Here is a 17340-nt window from a genome sequence, read left to right as displayed (position 1 = left end):
GTTCCGACGCGCTGGGAGGCCTGGTCCTTGCAGCCCTACAACCCCTGGTGACGGGCCGCGACCGCGCAGCCGTCCGGCGCCTCGGGGCCGCCCGGGCGTACTCCGCGACACGCTCCGAGCCCTGAAAGCCCCTAGCCCGCGCCGTCGTTGCCGCCGAGCGTGTCCGTCAGCGCGGTGGCGGCAGCGGCGAGGTCCGTGCGGATCGCCCGCGCGTGCGGAAGCAGGTCCTGCTCCCTGCCGACGACCGACACGGCAGCCCTGATGCGCCCGTCGGGGTCGCGCACCGGGACCGCGTACTCGGTGACCCCGTGCTCGAACTCCCCGTGCGCGGCGACGACACCGCGCAGACGGTCGTGGTCGTTGGCCGCGACGAGTTCCGCGGCGGTGCGGGCCGCGTTGGGGCCGCCGACGCCGATCAGCTCGTAGTCGTCGAGCAGGGCGGCGATCTCCTCGGCGCTGTGGTCGAGAAGGAGCGCGCGGCCGGCGCCGGTGCACCAGCACGGGGTGACGAGACTGGCCCGGCCCTGCCACTCCTGGGCGAAGCCCGCGGCGGACTCGGCGCGCAACAGCCGGACCTGGACGCCGTCGCGGACGGAGAGCCGCGCGCCCGCCCCGTGCGCCACGGCCATGCGGCGCAGCAGCGGACGGCTGCGGCGCGGCAGGCCCGGATGCAGGGACGCGGCCGTGGCGAAGTAGGCGTCGCCGACGCGCAGCGTCGAGTCGTCGAGACGTTCCAGGAAGCCCTTGTCGCACAGGTCCTGGACTGTGCGCGAGGCCTTGCTGCGCTCGATGCCGACCTCGGTCGCGAGCCTGCTGACGTTGAAGCCGGTCCGGCCGGAGGCCTCGCGGTCCAGCACGGCGTTGACCACGCGCAGGGCCATCCACAGCGAGGAGGCCGTGCCCGGGCCCGTCTGTCCGGGGGCGGGGCCGTTCGTCGTCACGAGCGCACTATATGCGAGACGGTGATCAGCAGGCCGGGACGGCGGGTCGGCGCCGACGGAGTCCGCACCCGGCATCCGCCGCAGGACGAACGGCACACGCCGGTGCGCATCGGCAGTCCTCCCGGGCGATTCGGCATGGTCGTGCTGACGTGCTGAGGCGTGACGCTGTGGGGGTCGCGCCGCCAGGGGGTGGCGCCGTCACGGAAGGAGGAGGTCCGGATGACCCGATACGACCTCGCGCTCATCGGATTCGGCGGCGTGAACCGTGCACTCGCCGAGCTGATCGTCGAACGCGCAGACACACTCGAAACCGAACTGGGCTTCGCGCTGAGGGTGGTGGCCATCACCGACCTGCGGGCCGGATCGCTCGTGCGCACCGACGGCCCCGGGATAGACCTCGCCCCGCTGCTCGCGGTCGCGCCCGGTGAGCTCGACTTCTCCATGCTGGCGGGCGGCAGCCCGGACCCCCGCAACGAATGGGTCATCCGCGAGGCGCCCGCCGACATCGTGGCCGAAGCCACCTTCACCAATCCCACGGACGGCGAGCCCGCGCTCTCCCACGTGCGGTGGGCCCTCGAGGCCGGCAAACACGTGTGCACCACCAACAAGGGGCCGGTCGCCCTGCACGTCGGCGCCCTGAAGGAGCTCGCGCGACGGCACGGCGTGCGCTTCGAGTTCGAGGGAACCGTGATGTCGGGGACGCCGGTGCTGCGCACCGCGCGCCGCATGTTCGGCGGGCTGGCCGTGAACGGTTTCGAGGGCGTCATGAACGGCACCTCCAACTACGTCCTCGGCCGGGTGGAGTCGGGTCTGTCCTTCGCGGACGCCGTCGCCGAGGCCCAGGCCCTCGGATACGCGGAGGCCGACCCGACGGCCGACATCGAGGGCTACGACGTCCAGCTCAAGGTCATGATCCTCGCCGGCGAGGTCCTCGGGGCCGAACTCGGGCGCGCCGACGTGCCCTGCACCGGACTGTCCTCCCTCACCGAAGCCGACGTCCGCCGCGCCGCGGCCGAGGGCCTGCGCTGGAAGCTGGTCGGCTCCGCGTCCCGGCGTCCGGACGGCGTTGTCGAGGCCCGGGTCGCGCCGGTCGCCCTGCCCGCCGAGCACGCGCTCGCCGGTGTCTCCGGGCCCGTCAACGCCGTCGCCTTCCACACCGACCTGCTGGGCACCGTCACGGTCGCCGGGCCCGGCGCCGGACGCGTCGAGACCGCCTACGCCCTGCTGTCCGACGTCATCGGCATCCACGAGCACACCACCTCGCCCGCGTCCGTCGCGACCCTCCTGGAGGCCGGCCGTGCCTGACACCGCCCTGAGCGTCACCACCCTGACCGGTCACGACCAGGCAGGCGACGGCATGGCCGTCGTGCGCAACCCCTACAACGGCGAGGCCATCGGCTCGGTGTGCCTCACCCCGGCCGCCTCGGTGGACGACGTCATGCGCAGGGCCCGCGACGGACGCGCCAAGGCGCGCGCTCTCTCCCGGGCCGCTCGCGCGGCCGCGCTCGACGGCGCGGCCCGGCTGGTCGAGGAACGCGCCGAGTCGTTCGCCCGGCTGATCGTCGCCGAGGCGGGCAAGACCCTGGCCCAGGCCCGCAAGGAGACCGCCCGGGCCGTCAACACCCTGCGTCTGTCGGCCGCCGAGGCGCGCCGCAACGCGGGCGAGGTGGTGCCGTTCGACGCGTACGCCGGATCGGAGGGGCGGCTGGGCTGGTTCACGCGCGAGCCGCTGGGCGTCGTCGCGGCCGTCACGCCGTACAACGACCCGCTCAACCTGGTCGCCCACAAGCTCGGGCCCGCGATCGCCGGCGGCAACTCCGTCGTGCTGAAACCCTCCCTGCTCACCCCGCTGTCCGCGCTGCGGCTCGTCGACACGCTGGTGGAGGCAGGGCTGCCCGAGGAGGTGGTGACGGCGGTCAACGGCGACGTCGACCTGGGGGCCGCCGTGGTGTCCGCGCCGGACGTGCGCATGGTGTCCTTCACCGGCGGCTTCCGCGCGGGTGAGGCGGTCGCCCGCTCGGCGGGACTGAAGAAGCTCGCCATGGACCTGGGCGGCAACGCCCCGGTCGTCGTCCTGGCCGACGCGGACCTGGAAGCGGCGGTCGGGGCCTGTGTGTCCGGCGCGTTCTGGGCGGCCGGGCAGAACTGCATCGGCACCCAGCGGATCCTCGTCGAACGCGGCGTGTACCCGGCGTTCCGGGACGCCTTCGTCGAACGGACCCTGCGGCTGCGCACCGGCGACCCGATGGACGCACGCACCGACGTCGGCCCCATGATCAGCGAACTCGCGGCGGCCGCCGCCGAGAGCACGGTCACCGCGGCGATCGAGCAGGGCGCGCGGCTGCTGTGCGGGCACGAACGGCGGGGCGGCCTGTACGCCCCCACCGTGCTCGAGGACGTGCCGGGGACCTCGGACCTGTGGCGAGAGGAGGCGTTCGCGCCGGTCGTCGTCCTCCAGGCCGTGGACTCCTTCGAGGAGGCCGTGGAGCGGGCCAACGAGATCGACTTCAGCCTGCACGCGGGCGTCTTCACCGGCTCACTGGACCGGGCGATGGACGCGGCGCGACTGCTGGAGGCAGGCGGCGTCATGATCAACGACTCCTCCGACTACCGCTTCGACGCCATGCCCTTCGGCGGCTACAAGTACGGCAGCATGGGCCGCGAAGGCGTGCGGTTCGCCTACGAGGAGATGACCCAGCCCAAGGTCGTCTGCCTCAACAGGGAGCCGGTGTGAGCGACTTCGAGGCCCCCTCCGACGCCGGCTCCCCGGCGTCGGCCGGCGCGCCGACGCGGATCGAGTCCGACGCGTTGGGCGACGTACGGGTGCCCGCGCAGGCGTACTGGGGCGTGCACACCGCACGCGCCCTGGACAACTTCCGCGTCAGCGGGGTCCCCGTCGGCGCCCACGCCCACCTCGTACGGGCCCTGGCCCAGGTCAAGCACGCCGCGGCCCTGGCCAACGGCGAGATCGGGGCCCTGGAGCCGCACAAGGTGCGCGCGATCGCGGCGGCCTGCCGGGCCGTCGCGGAGGGCCGCCATCACGAACAGTTCTGCGTGGACGTCATCCAGGGCGGCGCGGGCACCAGCACCAACATGAACGCCAACGAGGTGATCGCGAACCTCGCGCTGGAACACCTCGGGCACGCGCGCGGTCGCTACGAGCACCTCGACCCGCTCGACGACGTCAACCGCTGCCAGTCCACCAACGACACCTATCCCACGGCGCTGCGGATCGCGGTCAGCGCCGCGCTGAGCGAACTGAGCACCGAACTGACGCTGCTGGCAGCGGAGTTCACCGCCAAAGGCGCCGAATTCGCCACCGTGGTCAAGGTCGGCCGCACCCAGTTGCAGGACGCCGTGCCGATGACGCTGGGCCGTGAGTTCGGCGCGTTCGGCGTGACGCTCGCGGAGGACGTCGACAGGATCCGCGACACGCTGCCGCTGCTCGCCGAGACCAACCTCGGCGCCACGGCCATCGGCACCGGCATCGCCGCCGAACCGGGCTACGCCGCCGCGGCCGTACGTCACCTTCGCGTGCTGACCGGGCTCGACGTCACGTCCGCCCGCGACCTCGTGGAGGCCACGTCGGACACGGGCGTGTTCCTGTTGGTGTCGGGGGTGCTGAAGCGGACGGCGGTCAAGCTGTCCAAGGTGTGCAGCGATCTTCGGCTGCTGGCCAGCGGACCGCGCGCGGGCCTCGCGGAGATCTCCCTGCCTCCGCGGCAGGCCGGATCGTCCGTGATGCCGGGCAAGGTGAATCCGGTGATCCCCGAGATGGTCAACCAGATCGCGTTCGCGACCGTCGGCGCGGACGTCGCCGTCACCATGGCCGCGGACAACGGTCAGCTGCAACTCAACGCGTTCGAACCGCTGATCGGCCATCTGCTGCTGCAGCACATCGGCTGGCTGACGCACGGCTGCTCGGCGCTGCGCACCCTGTGCGTGGCCGGCGTCACTGTCGACCGTGAGGGACTCGCGCGCGGGGCCGTCGGCGCGGTCGGCGCGGTGACGGCGCTCGCCGCGCGCATCGGACACGAGGCCGCCACGGAGGTGGCCCAGGACGCCGCGCGCACCGGCGCCGACGTGGTGGACGTCGTCGTACGGCGCGGGCTGCTGGACCGCGAGAGCGCGCTGCGCCTCATCGCCGCGGCCGGCTGACGACCCGGGACAGCGCGAGCGCCGTCACCGTGTCCCGTACACCGGGCATCTGGGCCATCTGCTCCCAGATGCCCTGTACGCGTTCCAGGGAGTCCGCCTCCACACTGACCAGCAGGTCGAACTGGCCGCTGAGGACGTCGCAGGAGACCACCTCGGGGATGCGTTTGAGGGCGGCGAGGACGTCGGCCCCGCGCATCCGGTCCTCCCGGTAGACCAGGACGTGCGCGGCCACCGTCTCGCGGTCCGGGCCGCACGACGGACGCACGATCGTGTAACCGCCGATGTGCCCCTGCCGTTCCAGCCGTTCGACGCGCTGGCGCACGGCGTTGCGTGACAGCCTCACGCGCTGGCCCAGTTCGGCGTGCGAGATCCGGGCGTTGCGGGTGAGCTCGGTGATGATCCGCTCGTCGATGGCGTCCATGGCGCTCTGTGTCTCCTGACTGGCGAAGGCTCCGGTGGCCGGGGGCCACCGGAGCCGCTGTGCCGGTTCGCGACGCCGTCCGTCCTCGTGACGTCGTCCCGTCCTTGTGGCGTGGGTCAGTTCTCGTGGGTCGGTGTTCTCGTGGGTCAGTTCTCGTGGTGCAGGGCGAAGACGCGCGCCGGGAAGCCGGAGCCGCCCTGCGGTTTGGGCCAGGTGGCGACGATCAGCGCGCCCGCCTCCGGCACGTCGTCCAGGTTGGCCATGAGCTCGATCTGCCAGCGGTCGCGTCGCAGGACGTAGTCCTCGAGGCTGAAGTCGCCCGCTGAGGTGGCCAGTCCGGGGTCGGTGTCGGTCTGCTCGTGCCCGATCGCGGTGGCGCCGGCCTCCTCGAACAGATGCTGCAGCACCTCGGCGGACCAGCCCGGGCAGTGGCTCACGCCCGCCTCGTCCTTGTTGGCCATGGCGGCAGGGTCCGGCCAGCGGCGGCCCCAGCCGGTGCGCAGCGCGACGAACGCGCCCCGGGGGATCCGGCCGTGGCGGGCCTCCCAGGCGGCGACGTCGTCCAGGGTCGGCACCGCGTCCGGGTCCGTGGCGACGCGGTCGGCGATGTCGAGGACGACGAGCGGCAGGATCATCTCGTCGACCGGTATCTCGTCCAGAGTCCGGGCGCCGGCAACGAAGTGGACGGGCGGGTCGACGTGGGTGCCCCACTGTCCGACGATCGTGTACAGGTGCACGTTGAAGCCGTCGCCGCGGGACATGTCGAAGGGCATCTCGCGCTTCTCGTCGGGGAAGGCGGGGAAGTGCGGCTGACCGGGGTGGAAGGCGTGGGTGAGGTCGGTGCGGACCGTCTTGCCGATCAGTTCCCTGTGCAGGGCCCACAGCGGGGGCTCGGCGATGGTCGCGGGCGTGGCCGTGACGGCCGTCTCCGGTGTCATGCGTGTTCGTCCTCCAGTTCGGCGCCGTACCCGGCGTTCTTGTCCAACAGATCTATCCAGTCGACGAGTTCGGAGGGCCGGGCGACGGAGGCGACCGCGTGGGCCGACTCCGCGGGACCGCCGTACCCCCACCGCACGTGGACGGCGGGGATGCCCTCGGCGGCGGCGCTCTCGACGTCATAGGAGCGGTCGCCGACCATGAGGGGCCGGCTGACGTCGGCGCCGCCCGCGCGCAGGCGGGCCACGCATTCGCGGATCACCTCCCGCTTCGTCGTACGGCCTTCCTCCTCGCGCAGACCGCACACGGCCAGCAGCCGGGACCCGAGACCGAAGCGGTGGGCCGTCAACTCCGCCTGGTCCTGCACCTTCGAGGTCGCGACGCCCATCGGCAGACCGCGTGCGACCAGGGCGTCGAGCAGTTCGGGGACACCGTCGTACAGCGCGGCGGCCGACGCGCCGTCGCGGGCGTACGCGGCGCGGTAGGCGGTGAGGGCGGCCCGTGCGGCGGGCTCGTCGAGCCCGACCACGCGGCGGAACGTGTCGTGCATCGGCGGGCCGACGAAGGAGCGCAGGGTGGCCGCGTCGGGAACCGGCGCCCCGACGGACCGTAGGGCCTCGGCGGCGCTGGCGGTCACGCCGGGAGCGGAGTCCACCAGGGTGCCGTCCAGGTCGAACAGGACGCAGGTCGGCGCTCTCATGCCGGCGCCCCTGCGCTGCTGCGGCGGCCGTGCCGCAGCCAGTGGTAGAGGTAGCAGCCCGCGACGAACGGAACACCGAAGTACAGGGCCGTCGCCTGCGCGGGATCGAGGGCGATGCCGACGAGCGAGGCGAGGCACAGCACGAAGGCCAGGATCGGCACGACCGGGTAGAGGGGCGTGCGGTACGGCAGGGTCGCCGGGTTCCCGCCTGCGCGGACGAAGGCCCGCCGATGGAAGAACTGCGCGGCGGCGATGGACATCCAGACCCCGACCGCGGCGAATCCGGCGATCGACACCAGCACCAGATAGACCGTCTCGGGCGCCGCGACGCTGCTCACCAGGGAGGCGAGACCGCCGAGCATGCTCAGCGCCAGCGCGGTCAGGGGGATGCCGCGGCGGCTGAGCCGGCGCAGCGCCTGCGGGGCCTGCTTCTCCTCCGCGAGCGAGAAGAGCATGCGGGCGCAGGAGTACAGGCCGCTGTTGCCGGCCGACAGCAGCGCCGTGATGATCACGAAGTTCATGACGTCGGCCGCGTAGGGGAAGCCGATGGAGGCGAAGACGGTGACGAACGGACTCTCGTCCAGGCCCACTTGGTCGTAGGGGATGGTCGCGGCGATCACCGTGATCGCGCCGACGAAGAAGACCAGCAGGCGTATGACGGTGACGCGCAGGGCCTTGGGCACGGCCTCGGCCGGGTTCTCGGTCTCGCCCGCGGCGACGCCGATGAGTTCGGACCCCGAGAAGGCGTAGAACGCGGCCAGCACGGTGACCAGGACGCCCGAGAAGCCGTTCGGGAAGAGGCCGTCGGGGGTGTGGAAGTTCTCCAGCAGCGCGGGGTGGGAGCCGCCCTCCGCGAGCGGGTGGAAACCGGCCAGCGCGGCGCCGCCGAACACGATGAGGGCGACGACGGCGATCACCTTGACCAGCGAGAACCAGTACTCGGTCTCGCCGAAGACGCGCGCCGAGAACGCGTTCACCCCGAAGACGACGGCGGCGAAGACCACGCACCAGACCCAGACGCTGACGCCGGGGAACCAGCGCTGCATCAGCAGCCCGCACGCCGTGAACTCGGAGCCGAGGGCGACGGCCCAGGTCAGCCAGTAGAGCCAGGCGGTGGCGAACCCGGTGGCGGGGCCGATCGACCGGCTCGCGTAGACGTGGAAGGCGCCCGAGACGGGATAGGCGACGGCGAGTTCACCGAGGCAGGCCATCACCAGCCAGACGACGAACGCACCGACGAGGTAGGCCAGGACCGCGCCGAGCGGACCGGCCTGGGAGACGGTGAAGCCGGAGCTGAGGAAGAGTCCGGAACCGATGACGCCGCCCATCGCGATCATGACGAGATGGCGGGAACGCATGGTGCGCCGCAGGCCGTCGCCGGGCGGCTGAGGGGCGTTGTCTGCGGCGGCCGGAGCGTTGTCCGGTACTGCTGAGACGGACATGGCGGTCTCCTCTGCGGAGCGGAGCGGAGCGGGGAGAGGGGGACGGGCGTGGGGGGCGATCGGCACGGCATGGCTGCGGGGTGAGGCCACTTTCGAGGACTGCGGGTCCGCGTCGGGGTGGGTCGCGGACCGAGGGGAGCGGGCGCCCCGTGTGGGCGACGGGCTCACGGGACGAGGCGGAGGGTCAGGCCCGGGAGACGAGGTCCAGCGGGGCGGAGAGCTCCATCACCGGGATCTCCCAGGGGTGGGCGTCGGTGAGGCGGGCGAGGAGCCGCGCGAGGGCGTCGTCGTCCAGGTCCGCGTCGACGTAGGTCGTCACGGCGAGCGTCGAGGACAGGAACCGTCCGCCGATCGAGCCGAGTGCGGGGCGGGCGCCGGGCCGGACGGTGAATCCCTCGGCGCCGAGGGAGACCTCGAAGACGTCGCCGTAGACGCCGAAGTCCCCGAGCTCGGGGGAGGTCTCCACGATGCGCAGGAAGGAGGCGAAGGAGCCGTCGGCCCGCAGCGCGTCGAGGTCGCCCTTCGCGCACGCGGTCAGGGTCGCGTTCGCCACCGGCCAGAACACCTTGATCGTCCGGACCCTCCGGCGCCGGACGGACGTGTGGGCGCCTGTCCGGTCCTCTGCGGTCGGTTCCGGCGTGATCGTCGTCGTGGCCATGCGCGTCTCATTCCTTCGTCATCCGGCGGCGGGTGATGAGAAGGATGCTAAGCGCGCATTAAATGCACGGCAAGATGCAAATGTTGCACACTTTGATCGATGGCGGGACCGTCGAAAGGCCGCTGCGGTCGGTTCCGGCGGGCGCCTCAGCGTTCCGGCAGCGCGTGTTCGGCCCAGATGACCTTGCCGCGGGGGGTGTAGCGGGTTCCCCAGCGCTCGGTGAGCTGCGACACCAGGAACAGGCCCCGGCCGCCCTCGTCGGTCGTCGCGGCGTGGCGCAGATGGGGCGAGGTGCTGCTGCCGTCGGTGACCTCGCAGGTGAGCGTGCGGTCGTGGATCAGCCTCACGTGGATGGGCCCGCTGCCGTAGCGGACGGCGTTGGTGACGAGCTCGCTGAGGACCAGTTCCATGCCGAAGGCCAGCTCGGACAGCCCCCACGCGTCGAGCTGGTCGGTCGCCGCGGCGCGCACCCCGGCGACGGCGGCGGGGTCGGGCGGCACGTCCCAGCCGGCGACGCGATCCGGCGGCAGCGCGTGGGTGCGGGCGATGAGCAGGGCCACGTCGTCGGTGGGGTGCTCGGGCAGCACCGATTCCAGAACGGCCCGGCAGCTGTCCTCCGGCGCGCGCCGCGGGTGACCCGCGAGGGCCTTGCGCAGGACTTCCATTCCTTCGTCGAGGTCGCGGGTGCGGTTCTCGATGAGGCCGTCGGTGTAGAAGACGAGCTGGGAGCCTTCGGCGACGTCCACCTCGGCGGTCTGGAAGGGCATGCCGCCCAGCCCCAGCGGCGGACCCGGCGGCAGGTCGGGGAAGACCACGTTTCCGTCAGGGTCGGCCAGGGCGGGCGCCAGGTGTCCGGCGCGGGCCATGGTGCAGCGCAGCGTCGTGGGGTCGTAGATCGCGTAGAGGCAGGTGGCGCCCACGACGGCAGCGGGTTCGTCCGTGCACGCCTCGTCCTGGTCGATGCGACCGACCACGTCGTCCAGGTGACTGAGCAGTTCGTCGGGCGGCAGATCGAGCGTGGAGAAGTTGTGCACCGCGGTCCGCAGCCGCCCCATGGTCGCGGCGGCGTGCAGACCGTGACCGACCACGTCTCCGACGACCAGTGCCACGCGGCTGCCGGGCAGGGCGATCACGTCGAACCAGTCCCCGCCCACACCCGACCTGGCCGGGAGGTAGCGGTAGCCGACGTCGACGGCGCTCTGCGCGGGCAGGCCCTGCGGCAGCAGACTGCGCTGGAGGGTGACCGCCAGGGCGTGCTCGCGCGTGTACCGGCGGGCGTTGTCGATGCTGACCGCGGCGCGAGCCACCAGTTCGTCGGCGAGCGAGAGCTCCTCCTGGTCGAAGGGGGAGTGCTCCTCGGAGCGCCAGAAGTTGACCATGCCGAGGACCACGCCGCGGGCCTGGATCGGAGTCGCTATGAGGGAGTGGATGCCGTAGTCGAGTATGCGTTCGGTGCGTTCCGGGTCCTGCCGGTGCCAGCCCGTCGCGGTGGACAGGTCGGCCACCAGCTCCGAGCGGCCGGTCCCGAAGCCGCGTGCCTGGGGCGTGGAGGGGAGGAAGTCGATCAGCCGGTCCTTCTCGTAGAGCGGCTGGTCCTCCCGGATGCCGCATACGGCGACACGTCGCATCCCCTTCGCGGTGGCGCCCGGCTCCTCGCCGCGCAGCACGGCGTCAGCCAGGTCCACGGTGACGAAGTCGGCGAAGCGGGGCACGGCGATCCGAGCGAGTTCGTCGGCTGTCCGGACGGCGTCGAGGGTGGTGCCGACGCCCAGTCCGGCGTCGTAGAGCAGCTTCAGTCGCTCACCGGTGATCTCGGCCCTGCCCGACACCGCCTGGAGTTCCGTGGAGTCGCGCAGTGTCACGACCGTGCCCCGAGGGCCTGCGCCGCGACCCGTGGACCTCTGGTTGACCACCAGCAGTCGCGGTCCGGCCAGGTGCACCTCGTCGCTGGCCTCGCGGCCGGTGCTGAGCAACGACCGGATCTCGGGTTCGAGAGACGACAGCTGCGAGACCAGCTGCCCTTCCGCTTCCGGGGGCAGACCCAGGAGCCGCTCGGCCTCGTCGTTCGCCAGCAGCAGCCGTCCCTCGTCATCGACGATGAGCACTCCTTCGCGCACCGAGTGCAGCACCGCGTCGTGATGCTCGTACATGCGGGTCATCTCGTTCGGGGCCAGGCTGTGCGTCTGCCGTCGCAGCCGCCTGCTGACCAGCACCGTGGCGACGGTGGACGCTCCGAGCGCGACTGCTCCGGCTGTCAGGATGATCGGTATCTGCTGCTCCACCAGCCCGGTGACGTTCTTGACCTTCAGTCCAGCGGAGACGATGCCCACCACCTTCCCGTGGGTGTCCTGGATGGGCACATTGGCCTGGACCTCGTGGCCGAGGGGGCCGTGCACGCTTTCGGTGTAGACCTTTCCCGCCAGCGCCGGCCCGATCGTCCCCACGAACCGCTTGCCGATCCGGTCCGGCAGCGGATGGGTGTAACGGATCCCCTTCGCGTCGGTCACCACGATGAAGTCGACGCCGGCGGCTTTGCGTCCGGACTCGGTGAGCGGCTGGAGGATCTTCGAGGGATCGGGGGCTCGCAGGGCGGACAGCACGCCGGGGGAATGGGAGAACGTCTGGGCGACCGCGATGGATCTCCTTATGGCCTCGGCTTTGGTGTGCCGCTCGGACTGCACGACCAGGGCGAGGACGGCCAGCGCGACGAGCAGCACGACCAGGGTCACCTGCAGGAGGAACATCTGGCCCGCGACGGTCCGCGTGCCCTTGCGTGCCGGTGACCAAAGCCGCGATATATGCCTAAAGCTGGCAAAACGGTCTCCCATCCGGTCTTTCTAGCACTGCTGGACCCGTCCAGTCACGGGATCCGCCCGCGCTCCGCCCGGCCGGAAACCGACCGCATGCGTTCCGATTCGCACAGTCACCGATCACGGTGGGCGGGGCGCCTCCGTCGTCGAGCGGCCCTCCGCGCGCCCCGGCGCGACGACCCGAGACCGCCGGGCCGGCGTCGCGCTGCCGACGGATCCTTGACCCCGGGGCGGGGCCTCCATGATGCTGTGTTGCGTTCCATGCAATGAGTGCCGCAATGAGAAACGTTGACTCGATTCGACGCATGATCCCCCTACACCCCGGAGTGGCGCCTCAGATGACTCGCAACGCACCTGTCGACGACCCCGGAGACGCCCGCCTGCGGGTCGGCCCCCCGAAGGAGTACGCCGCCGGCATCCCCGCGGTCACTTCCTCGCTCCGGCACGCCGGCGAGCAGATGGGAGCCCGCCGGGGCCTGCTCACCCTCCTCCGGGTCAACCAGAAGGAGGGCTTCGACTGCCCCGGCTGCGCCTGGCCCGAGCCGGAGCAACGGCACGCCGCGGAGTTCTGTGAGAACGGCGCCAAGGCGGTTGCCGAAGAGGCCACGGTCCGCCGGGTCACACCGGACTTCTTCGCCGGGCACACCCTGGAGGACCTGCTCCCCGCCAGCGACTACTGGCTCGGTCAGCAGGGCCGCCTCACCCACCCCGTGCACCGCGCGGCCGGCGACGACCGCTACCGGCCGATCTCCTGGGACGACGCGTTCGCCGTGATCGCCCGTGAGCTCGCCGCGCTGGACCACCCCGGCCAGGCCGCCTTCTACACCTCCGGACGGGCGAGCAACGAGGCCGCGTTCCTCTATCAGCTGTTCGTCCGGATGCTCGGCACCAACAACCTGCCGGACTGCTCCAACATGTGCCACGAGTCCAGCGGTTCGGCACTGACGGAGACCATCGGCATCGGCAAGGGAAGCGTCACCCTGGAGGATCTCCACGACGCCGACCTCATCCTCGTCGTCGGCCAGAACCCCGGCACCAACCACCCCCGCATGCTCTCCTCGCTGGAGACCGCCAAGCGCCGGGGCGCCCGGATCATCGCGGTCAACCCGCTCCCCGAGGCGGGGCTGCTGCGGTTCAAGAACCCCCAGCGGCCCTCCGGCGTCCTCGGCGGCGGCACCCGCCTGGCCGACCGGTTCCTCCAGATCAGACTGGGCGGGGACCAGGCGCTCTTCCAGGCCTTCAACCGCATGCTGCTGGAGGCCGAGGACGAGGCCCCCGGCACGGCTCTGGACACCCCCTTCATCGAGCGGTACACCCACGGCTTCCAGGAGTTCGCCGAGCACGCCCGCAAGGTCTCCTGGGACGAGATCCTGAAGGCGACCGGCCTGCCCGAGGAGGAGATCCGGGGCGCGTTCGACGAGGTGCGGGGCGCCGAGAAGATCGTCGTCTGCTGGGCGATGGGCCTCACCCAGCACAAGCACTCGGTCCCCACCATCCGGGACGTCGTCAACTTCCTCCTGCTGCGCGGCAACATCGGCCGCCCCGGCGCCGGCCTGTGCCCGGTGCGCGGTCACTCCAACGTGCAGGGCGACCGCACGATGGGCATCTACGAGAAACCCGACGGCGCGTTCCTGGACGCGCTCGGCGCCGAGTTCGCCTTCACGCCCCCGAGGCGCCACGGCCACGACGCGGTCGAGAGCATCCGCGCCATGCGCGACGGCGACGTACGGGTCTTCGTCGCGCTCGGCGGCAACTTCGTCGCCGCAGCCCCCGACACCGACCTCACCGAGCGGGCCCTGCGCAACTGTCGTCTCACCGTGCAGATCTCCACCAAGCTCAACCGCTCGCACGTGATCGCCGGCGAACAGGCGCTCATCCTCCCGTGCCTCGGCCGGACCGAGGCGGACCTGCGGCCCGCCGGGCCCCAGCAGGTCACCGTCGAGGACTCCATGGGGATGGTCCACCTCTCCCGAGGGCGTCTCGCCCCCGCCTCCGAGCATCTGCTGAGCGAGCCGGCCATCGTCTGCCGCATGGCACGGGCCGCGCTCGGGGAGGCCGGCTCCCACGTGCCCTGGGAGGAGTTCGAGAAGGACTACGACAGCATTCGCGACCGCATCGCCCGCGTGATCCCCGGGTTCCAGGACTTCAACCTGCGGGTGCGACGGCCGGGCGGCTTCGCACTGCCGCACCCGCCGCGCGACGAACGCCGGTTCACCACCGCCACGGGGCTGGCCAACTTCACCGCCAACCCGCTGGAGCGGCCCCATGTGCCGCCGGGGCGGCTGCTGCTCCAGACGCTCCGCTCCCATGACCAGTACAACACCACCGTCTACGGCCTCGACGACCGCTACCGCGGCATCCGTCAGGGCCGCCGGGTGCTCTTCGTGCACCCCGACGACCTCGCCGACCGCGGCCTGGCCGACGGCGACCTCGTCGACATCGTCAGCGAGTACGACGACGGCGTGGAACGCAGGGCGCCGGCCTTCCGCGTGGTGCCCTACCCGACGCCCCGCGACTGCTGCGCCGCGTACTTCCCCGAGACCAACGTCCTCGTCCCCCTGGACTCCACGGCGGCGATCAGCAACACCCCCACCTCGAAGTCGATCGTCGTCCGCCTGGAACCGGCGCCCGGCGGCCGGCCCGCGGGGACCTGAGTTCAGGTGAGGCAGGCGACGCGGCTCCTGGCCGCGCCGCCCTGCCGGCCCGTCCGCGCCGACCTCGTGGTGTTCGGCGTCCCCGCGGCCGTCCCCCCGGCTGTCACCTCGGTCTTCGCCGTGGGCGGCCGCGGGTCTCCGTTGCCGCCCCGGGACCGTGTACGCGCCTCCGCCCTGCGATCGCCACAAGCCGCAGAGGGGGCTTTAGTTGTTTCATGTGAGGCGAGTTTTGGATGCCGCAACGCCCTGAGAGCCCGAGAGGGGCCTCTGAACTCCTTGACAAGGGTTCTGGGCGACTCCAGACTGATGTTGCGCTTACCGCAAACCGTTTCGTTATACGCACCCGAGGTGTCATGATGATTCCCGCGTGCCGTCTCGCGGATCTCCCGCGAGGCGAGGCCTTCCGGCTCGACGTCGACCCGCCGGTCTCGGTGTTCCACACCGACGACGGCGAGCTCTTCGCCATCGACGACACCTGCACCCACCAGGACGCCTCGCTCGCCGACGGCTGGCTGGAGGGCTGCGAGGTGGAATGCCCGCTGCATGCCTCCAAGTTCGACCTGCGCACCGGCGCGGTCGACGCTCCGCCGGCCAAGCTGCCGGTCCGGACGCACGAGGTCGTCGTCGAGGACGACATGATCTACGTCCGGGTCTCCACGGAGGCGCCCAACCTGCCGCCCTGCGTCTCCGCCCGGCTCGCCGGGGGTCCCGCGTGAGAACCGTCGCCGTGGTCGGCGCCTCCCTCGCCGGCCTCTCGGCGGCCCGCTCGCTGCGCAAGCAGGGCTTCGACGGACGCCTGGTCGTCATCGGGGACGAACTGCACCGCCCCTACGACAGGCCCCCGCTGTCCAAGGAGTTCCTCGCCGGAGCCCTCGGCGAGGCCGAACTCGCCTTGGAGGCGGAGGGCGAGGACCTGGCGGCGGAGTGGCTGCTCGGCGCCCGCGCCACCGCGCTCGACCACGCCGCGCGCACGGTCCGTCTCGCCGACGGACGTGAGGTGCGCGCCGACGGCTTCGTCATCGCCACCGGCGCCGTGGCGCGGACCCTGCCCGGCTCCGCGGGCCTCGCCGGAGTGCACACCCTGCGCACCCTGGACGACGCCCGCGCCCTGCGGGACGAACTGACCCGCGGGGGAAGGCTCGTCGTGATCGGCGGCGGTTTCATCGGCGCCGAGGTCGCCTCCACCGCGTACGCCCTCGGTCTCGACGTGACCGTCGTGGAAGCCGCCCCGACCCCGCTCGCCGGGCCGCTCGGCGCGACCATGGGCGCCGTCGTCTCCGGCCTCCACGCCGACCACGGTGTGCGGCTGTTGTGCGGCGTCGGCGTCAAGGGGCTCAGCGGGGAACAGCGGGTCGAGGCCGTCCTGCTGGAGGACGGCCGAAGCGTCCCCGCCGACATCGTCGTGGTCGGCGTCGGGGCACACCCCTGCGTCGAGTGGCTGGAAGGCTCCGGCATCGCCCTCGACAACGGCGTGAAGTGCGGCGCGGACGGCCGCACCAGCCTTGCCGGCGTCGTCGCGGTCGGCGACTGCGCCAACTGGTACGACCCGCGGGCCGGCCGTCACCGCCGCGTGGAGCACTGGACCGGCGCACGCGAGCGACCGGAGGCGGCCGTCGCCACCCTGCTGGCAGGAGGCGCGGTCGAGCCCGGCGTGCCCAGGCCGCCCTACTTCTGGTCCGACCAGTACGGCGTCCGCATCCAGTTCGCCGGCCATGCGGCCGAGGCCGACAGCATCACCGTCGAGGCGGGCGCGGCGGACGACCGCGACGTCCTCGCCGTCTACCGGCGCGACGGCCGACCGGTCGCCGTGCTCGGCATGAACCAGCCGCGGCTGTTCATGCGGGCGCGCAAGCAGCTGGCCGCCGCCACGCCTTGACACCGCCTCGGTGTCACCTCATGCTGCGGTTGCCCACAGCGCGCAGTGTTGCCTTATGCACAACGCCGTTCGGAGTCGTTCCTCCCGGCGTCCGAATGCCCCCTCCGCGACGTTCCCCGAGGAGTGCCCCGTGACCTCGACCAGCCTGCCCGACAGCCTGATCGCCACTCTTCCCGGCTCCTCCTACACCGATCCCCAGATCTTCGCCCAGGAGCAGGAGCGCATCTTCGAGACGATGTGGTTCTGCGTCGCCCGGGCCTCGGAGCTGGCGAAGCCCGGCGCCTTCCGCACCGTCGACGTGGGCCGCGAGAGCATCCTGATCACCCGGGCCCGCGACCACTCCGTGCGCGCGTACTTCAACGTCTGCCGGCACCGCGGGGCCAAGCTCTGCACCGAGGAGTCCGGCGAGGTGAAGCGGGCCTTCCAATGCCCATACCACGCCTGGACGTACGGCCTGGACGGCAAGCTCGTCGCCGCGCCGAACCTGACCAAGATGCCCGACGTGGGCCGGACCGAGTACGGCCTGGTGAGCGTCGCCGTGCGGGAGTGGCTCGGCTATGTCTGGGTCTGCCTCGCGGAGAACCCGCCCTCCTTCGAGGAGGACGTCATCGGCGAGGTCGTCACCCGCCTCGGCGACGTCGAGTCGATAGAGCGCTACGACGTCGACAACCTGTCGGTGGGACGTCGGATCACGTACGACGTGAAGGCGAACTGGAAGCTCATCATCGAGAACTTCATGGAGTG

Annotated in this window: 14 protein-coding genes; 7 read left to right on the top strand and 7 right to left on the bottom strand. The window is 71.9% G+C overall.

Going from position 1 to position 17340, the window contains the following annotated elements; genetic code table 11:
- Positions 1–131: 131 nt before the first annotated feature.
- Positions 132–941 (bottom strand): IclR family transcriptional regulator domain-containing protein, encoded by an 810-nt coding sequence (locus ABT300_RS31290; RefSeq protein WP_351682758.1) that lies wholly within the window; start codon positions 939–941, stop codon positions 132–134.
- 219 nt (positions 942–1160) lie between these two features.
- Between ABT300_RS31290 and ABT300_RS31285 the strand changes: the two genes are divergently transcribed.
- From ABT300_RS31285 to ABT300_RS31275, 3 genes are read left to right on the top strand one after another with little or no spacing between them, the layout of a single operon-like run.
- A complete protein-coding gene (locus ABT300_RS31285) occupies positions 1161–2246 on the top strand; it encodes a homoserine dehydrogenase (RefSeq protein ID WP_351682755.1) in 1086 nt (361 codons plus the stop codon).
- Positions 2239–3675: an aldehyde dehydrogenase family protein gene (locus ABT300_RS31280; protein WP_351682752.1), complete on the top strand. Its 1437-nt coding sequence runs from the start codon at positions 2239–2241 to the stop codon at positions 3673–3675. Before ABT300_RS31285 ends, ABT300_RS31280 begins: the two co-directional genes overlap by 8 nt.
- Positions 3672–5099, top strand: coding sequence for an aspartate ammonia-lyase (locus ABT300_RS31275; protein WP_351682749.1), 1428 nt, complete (start codon positions 3672–3674; stop codon positions 5097–5099). Before ABT300_RS31280 ends, ABT300_RS31275 begins: the two co-directional genes overlap by 4 nt.
- Here the strand turns inward: ABT300_RS31275 and ABT300_RS31270 are convergent.
- The 6 genes from ABT300_RS31270 to ABT300_RS31245 form a co-directional block, all read right to left on the bottom strand.
- Positions 5080–5520 carry an Lrp/AsnC family transcriptional regulator gene (locus ABT300_RS31270; RefSeq protein WP_351682746.1) on the bottom strand — a complete coding sequence of 147 codons (441 nt, stop codon included), beginning with the start codon at positions 5518–5520 and terminating at the stop codon, positions 5080–5082. The two genes, ABT300_RS31275 and ABT300_RS31270, sit on opposite strands and share 20 nt — an antisense overlap.
- A gap of 146 nt (positions 5521–5666) precedes the next feature.
- Positions 5667–6458, bottom strand: a complete 792-nt coding sequence (locus tag ABT300_RS31265; protein ID WP_351682743.1) for a cyclase family protein — start codon at positions 6456–6458, stop codon at positions 5667–5669.
- A complete protein-coding gene (locus ABT300_RS31260) occupies positions 6455–7156 on the bottom strand; it encodes an HAD hydrolase-like protein (RefSeq protein ID WP_351682740.1) in 702 nt (233 codons plus the stop codon). The genes ABT300_RS31265 and ABT300_RS31260 overlap by 4 nt, the downstream gene beginning before the upstream one ends.
- Positions 7153–8598, bottom strand: coding sequence for an amino acid permease (locus ABT300_RS31255; protein ID WP_351682737.1), 1446 nt, complete (start codon positions 8596–8598; stop codon positions 7153–7155). Before ABT300_RS31255 ends, ABT300_RS31260 begins: the two co-directional genes overlap by 4 nt.
- A 184-nt stretch (positions 8599–8782) precedes the next feature.
- Positions 8783–9256 carry a hypothetical protein gene (locus tag ABT300_RS31250; protein ID WP_351682734.1) on the bottom strand — a complete coding sequence of 158 codons (474 nt, stop codon included), beginning with the start codon at positions 9254–9256 and terminating at the stop codon, positions 8783–8785.
- Between the two features lie 146 nt (positions 9257–9402).
- Positions 9403–12000 (bottom strand): SpoIIE family protein phosphatase, encoded by a 2598-nt coding sequence (locus ABT300_RS31245; protein ID WP_351682732.1) that lies wholly within the window; start codon positions 11998–12000, stop codon positions 9403–9405.
- Between the two features lie 404 nt (positions 12001–12404).
- Between ABT300_RS31245 and ABT300_RS31240 the strand changes: the two genes are divergently transcribed.
- The 4 genes from ABT300_RS31240 to ABT300_RS31225 form a co-directional block, all read left to right on the top strand.
- Positions 12405–14720, top strand: a complete 2316-nt coding sequence (locus ABT300_RS31240; RefSeq protein ID WP_351682729.1) for an FdhF/YdeP family oxidoreductase — start codon at positions 12405–12407, stop codon at positions 14718–14720.
- Positions 14721–15073: 353 nt separating this feature from the next.
- Positions 15074–15436: a bifunctional 3-phenylpropionate/cinnamic acid dioxygenase ferredoxin subunit gene (locus ABT300_RS31235; RefSeq protein WP_351682726.1), complete on the top strand. Its 363-nt coding sequence runs from the start codon at positions 15074–15076 to the stop codon at positions 15434–15436.
- On the top strand, positions 15433–16596 hold the full coding sequence (locus ABT300_RS31230) for an NAD(P)/FAD-dependent oxidoreductase (RefSeq protein ID WP_351682723.1): 1164 nt from the start codon (positions 15433–15435) through the stop codon (positions 16594–16596). The genes ABT300_RS31235 and ABT300_RS31230 overlap by 4 nt, the downstream gene beginning before the upstream one ends.
- A 130-nt stretch (positions 16597–16726) precedes the next feature.
- The coding region (locus ABT300_RS31225; RefSeq protein ID WP_351682720.1) for an aromatic ring-hydroxylating oxygenase subunit alpha at positions 16727–17340 on the top strand (614 nt) is incomplete at its 3' end.

Source organism: Streptomyces sp. NPDC001027 (assembly GCF_040299045.1).
GTDB lineage: Bacteria > Actinomycetota > Actinomycetes > Streptomycetales > Streptomycetaceae > Streptomyces.
Note: the sequence above shows the minus strand (reverse complement) of the source record. Positions and strands in the feature narration are given on the sequence as shown.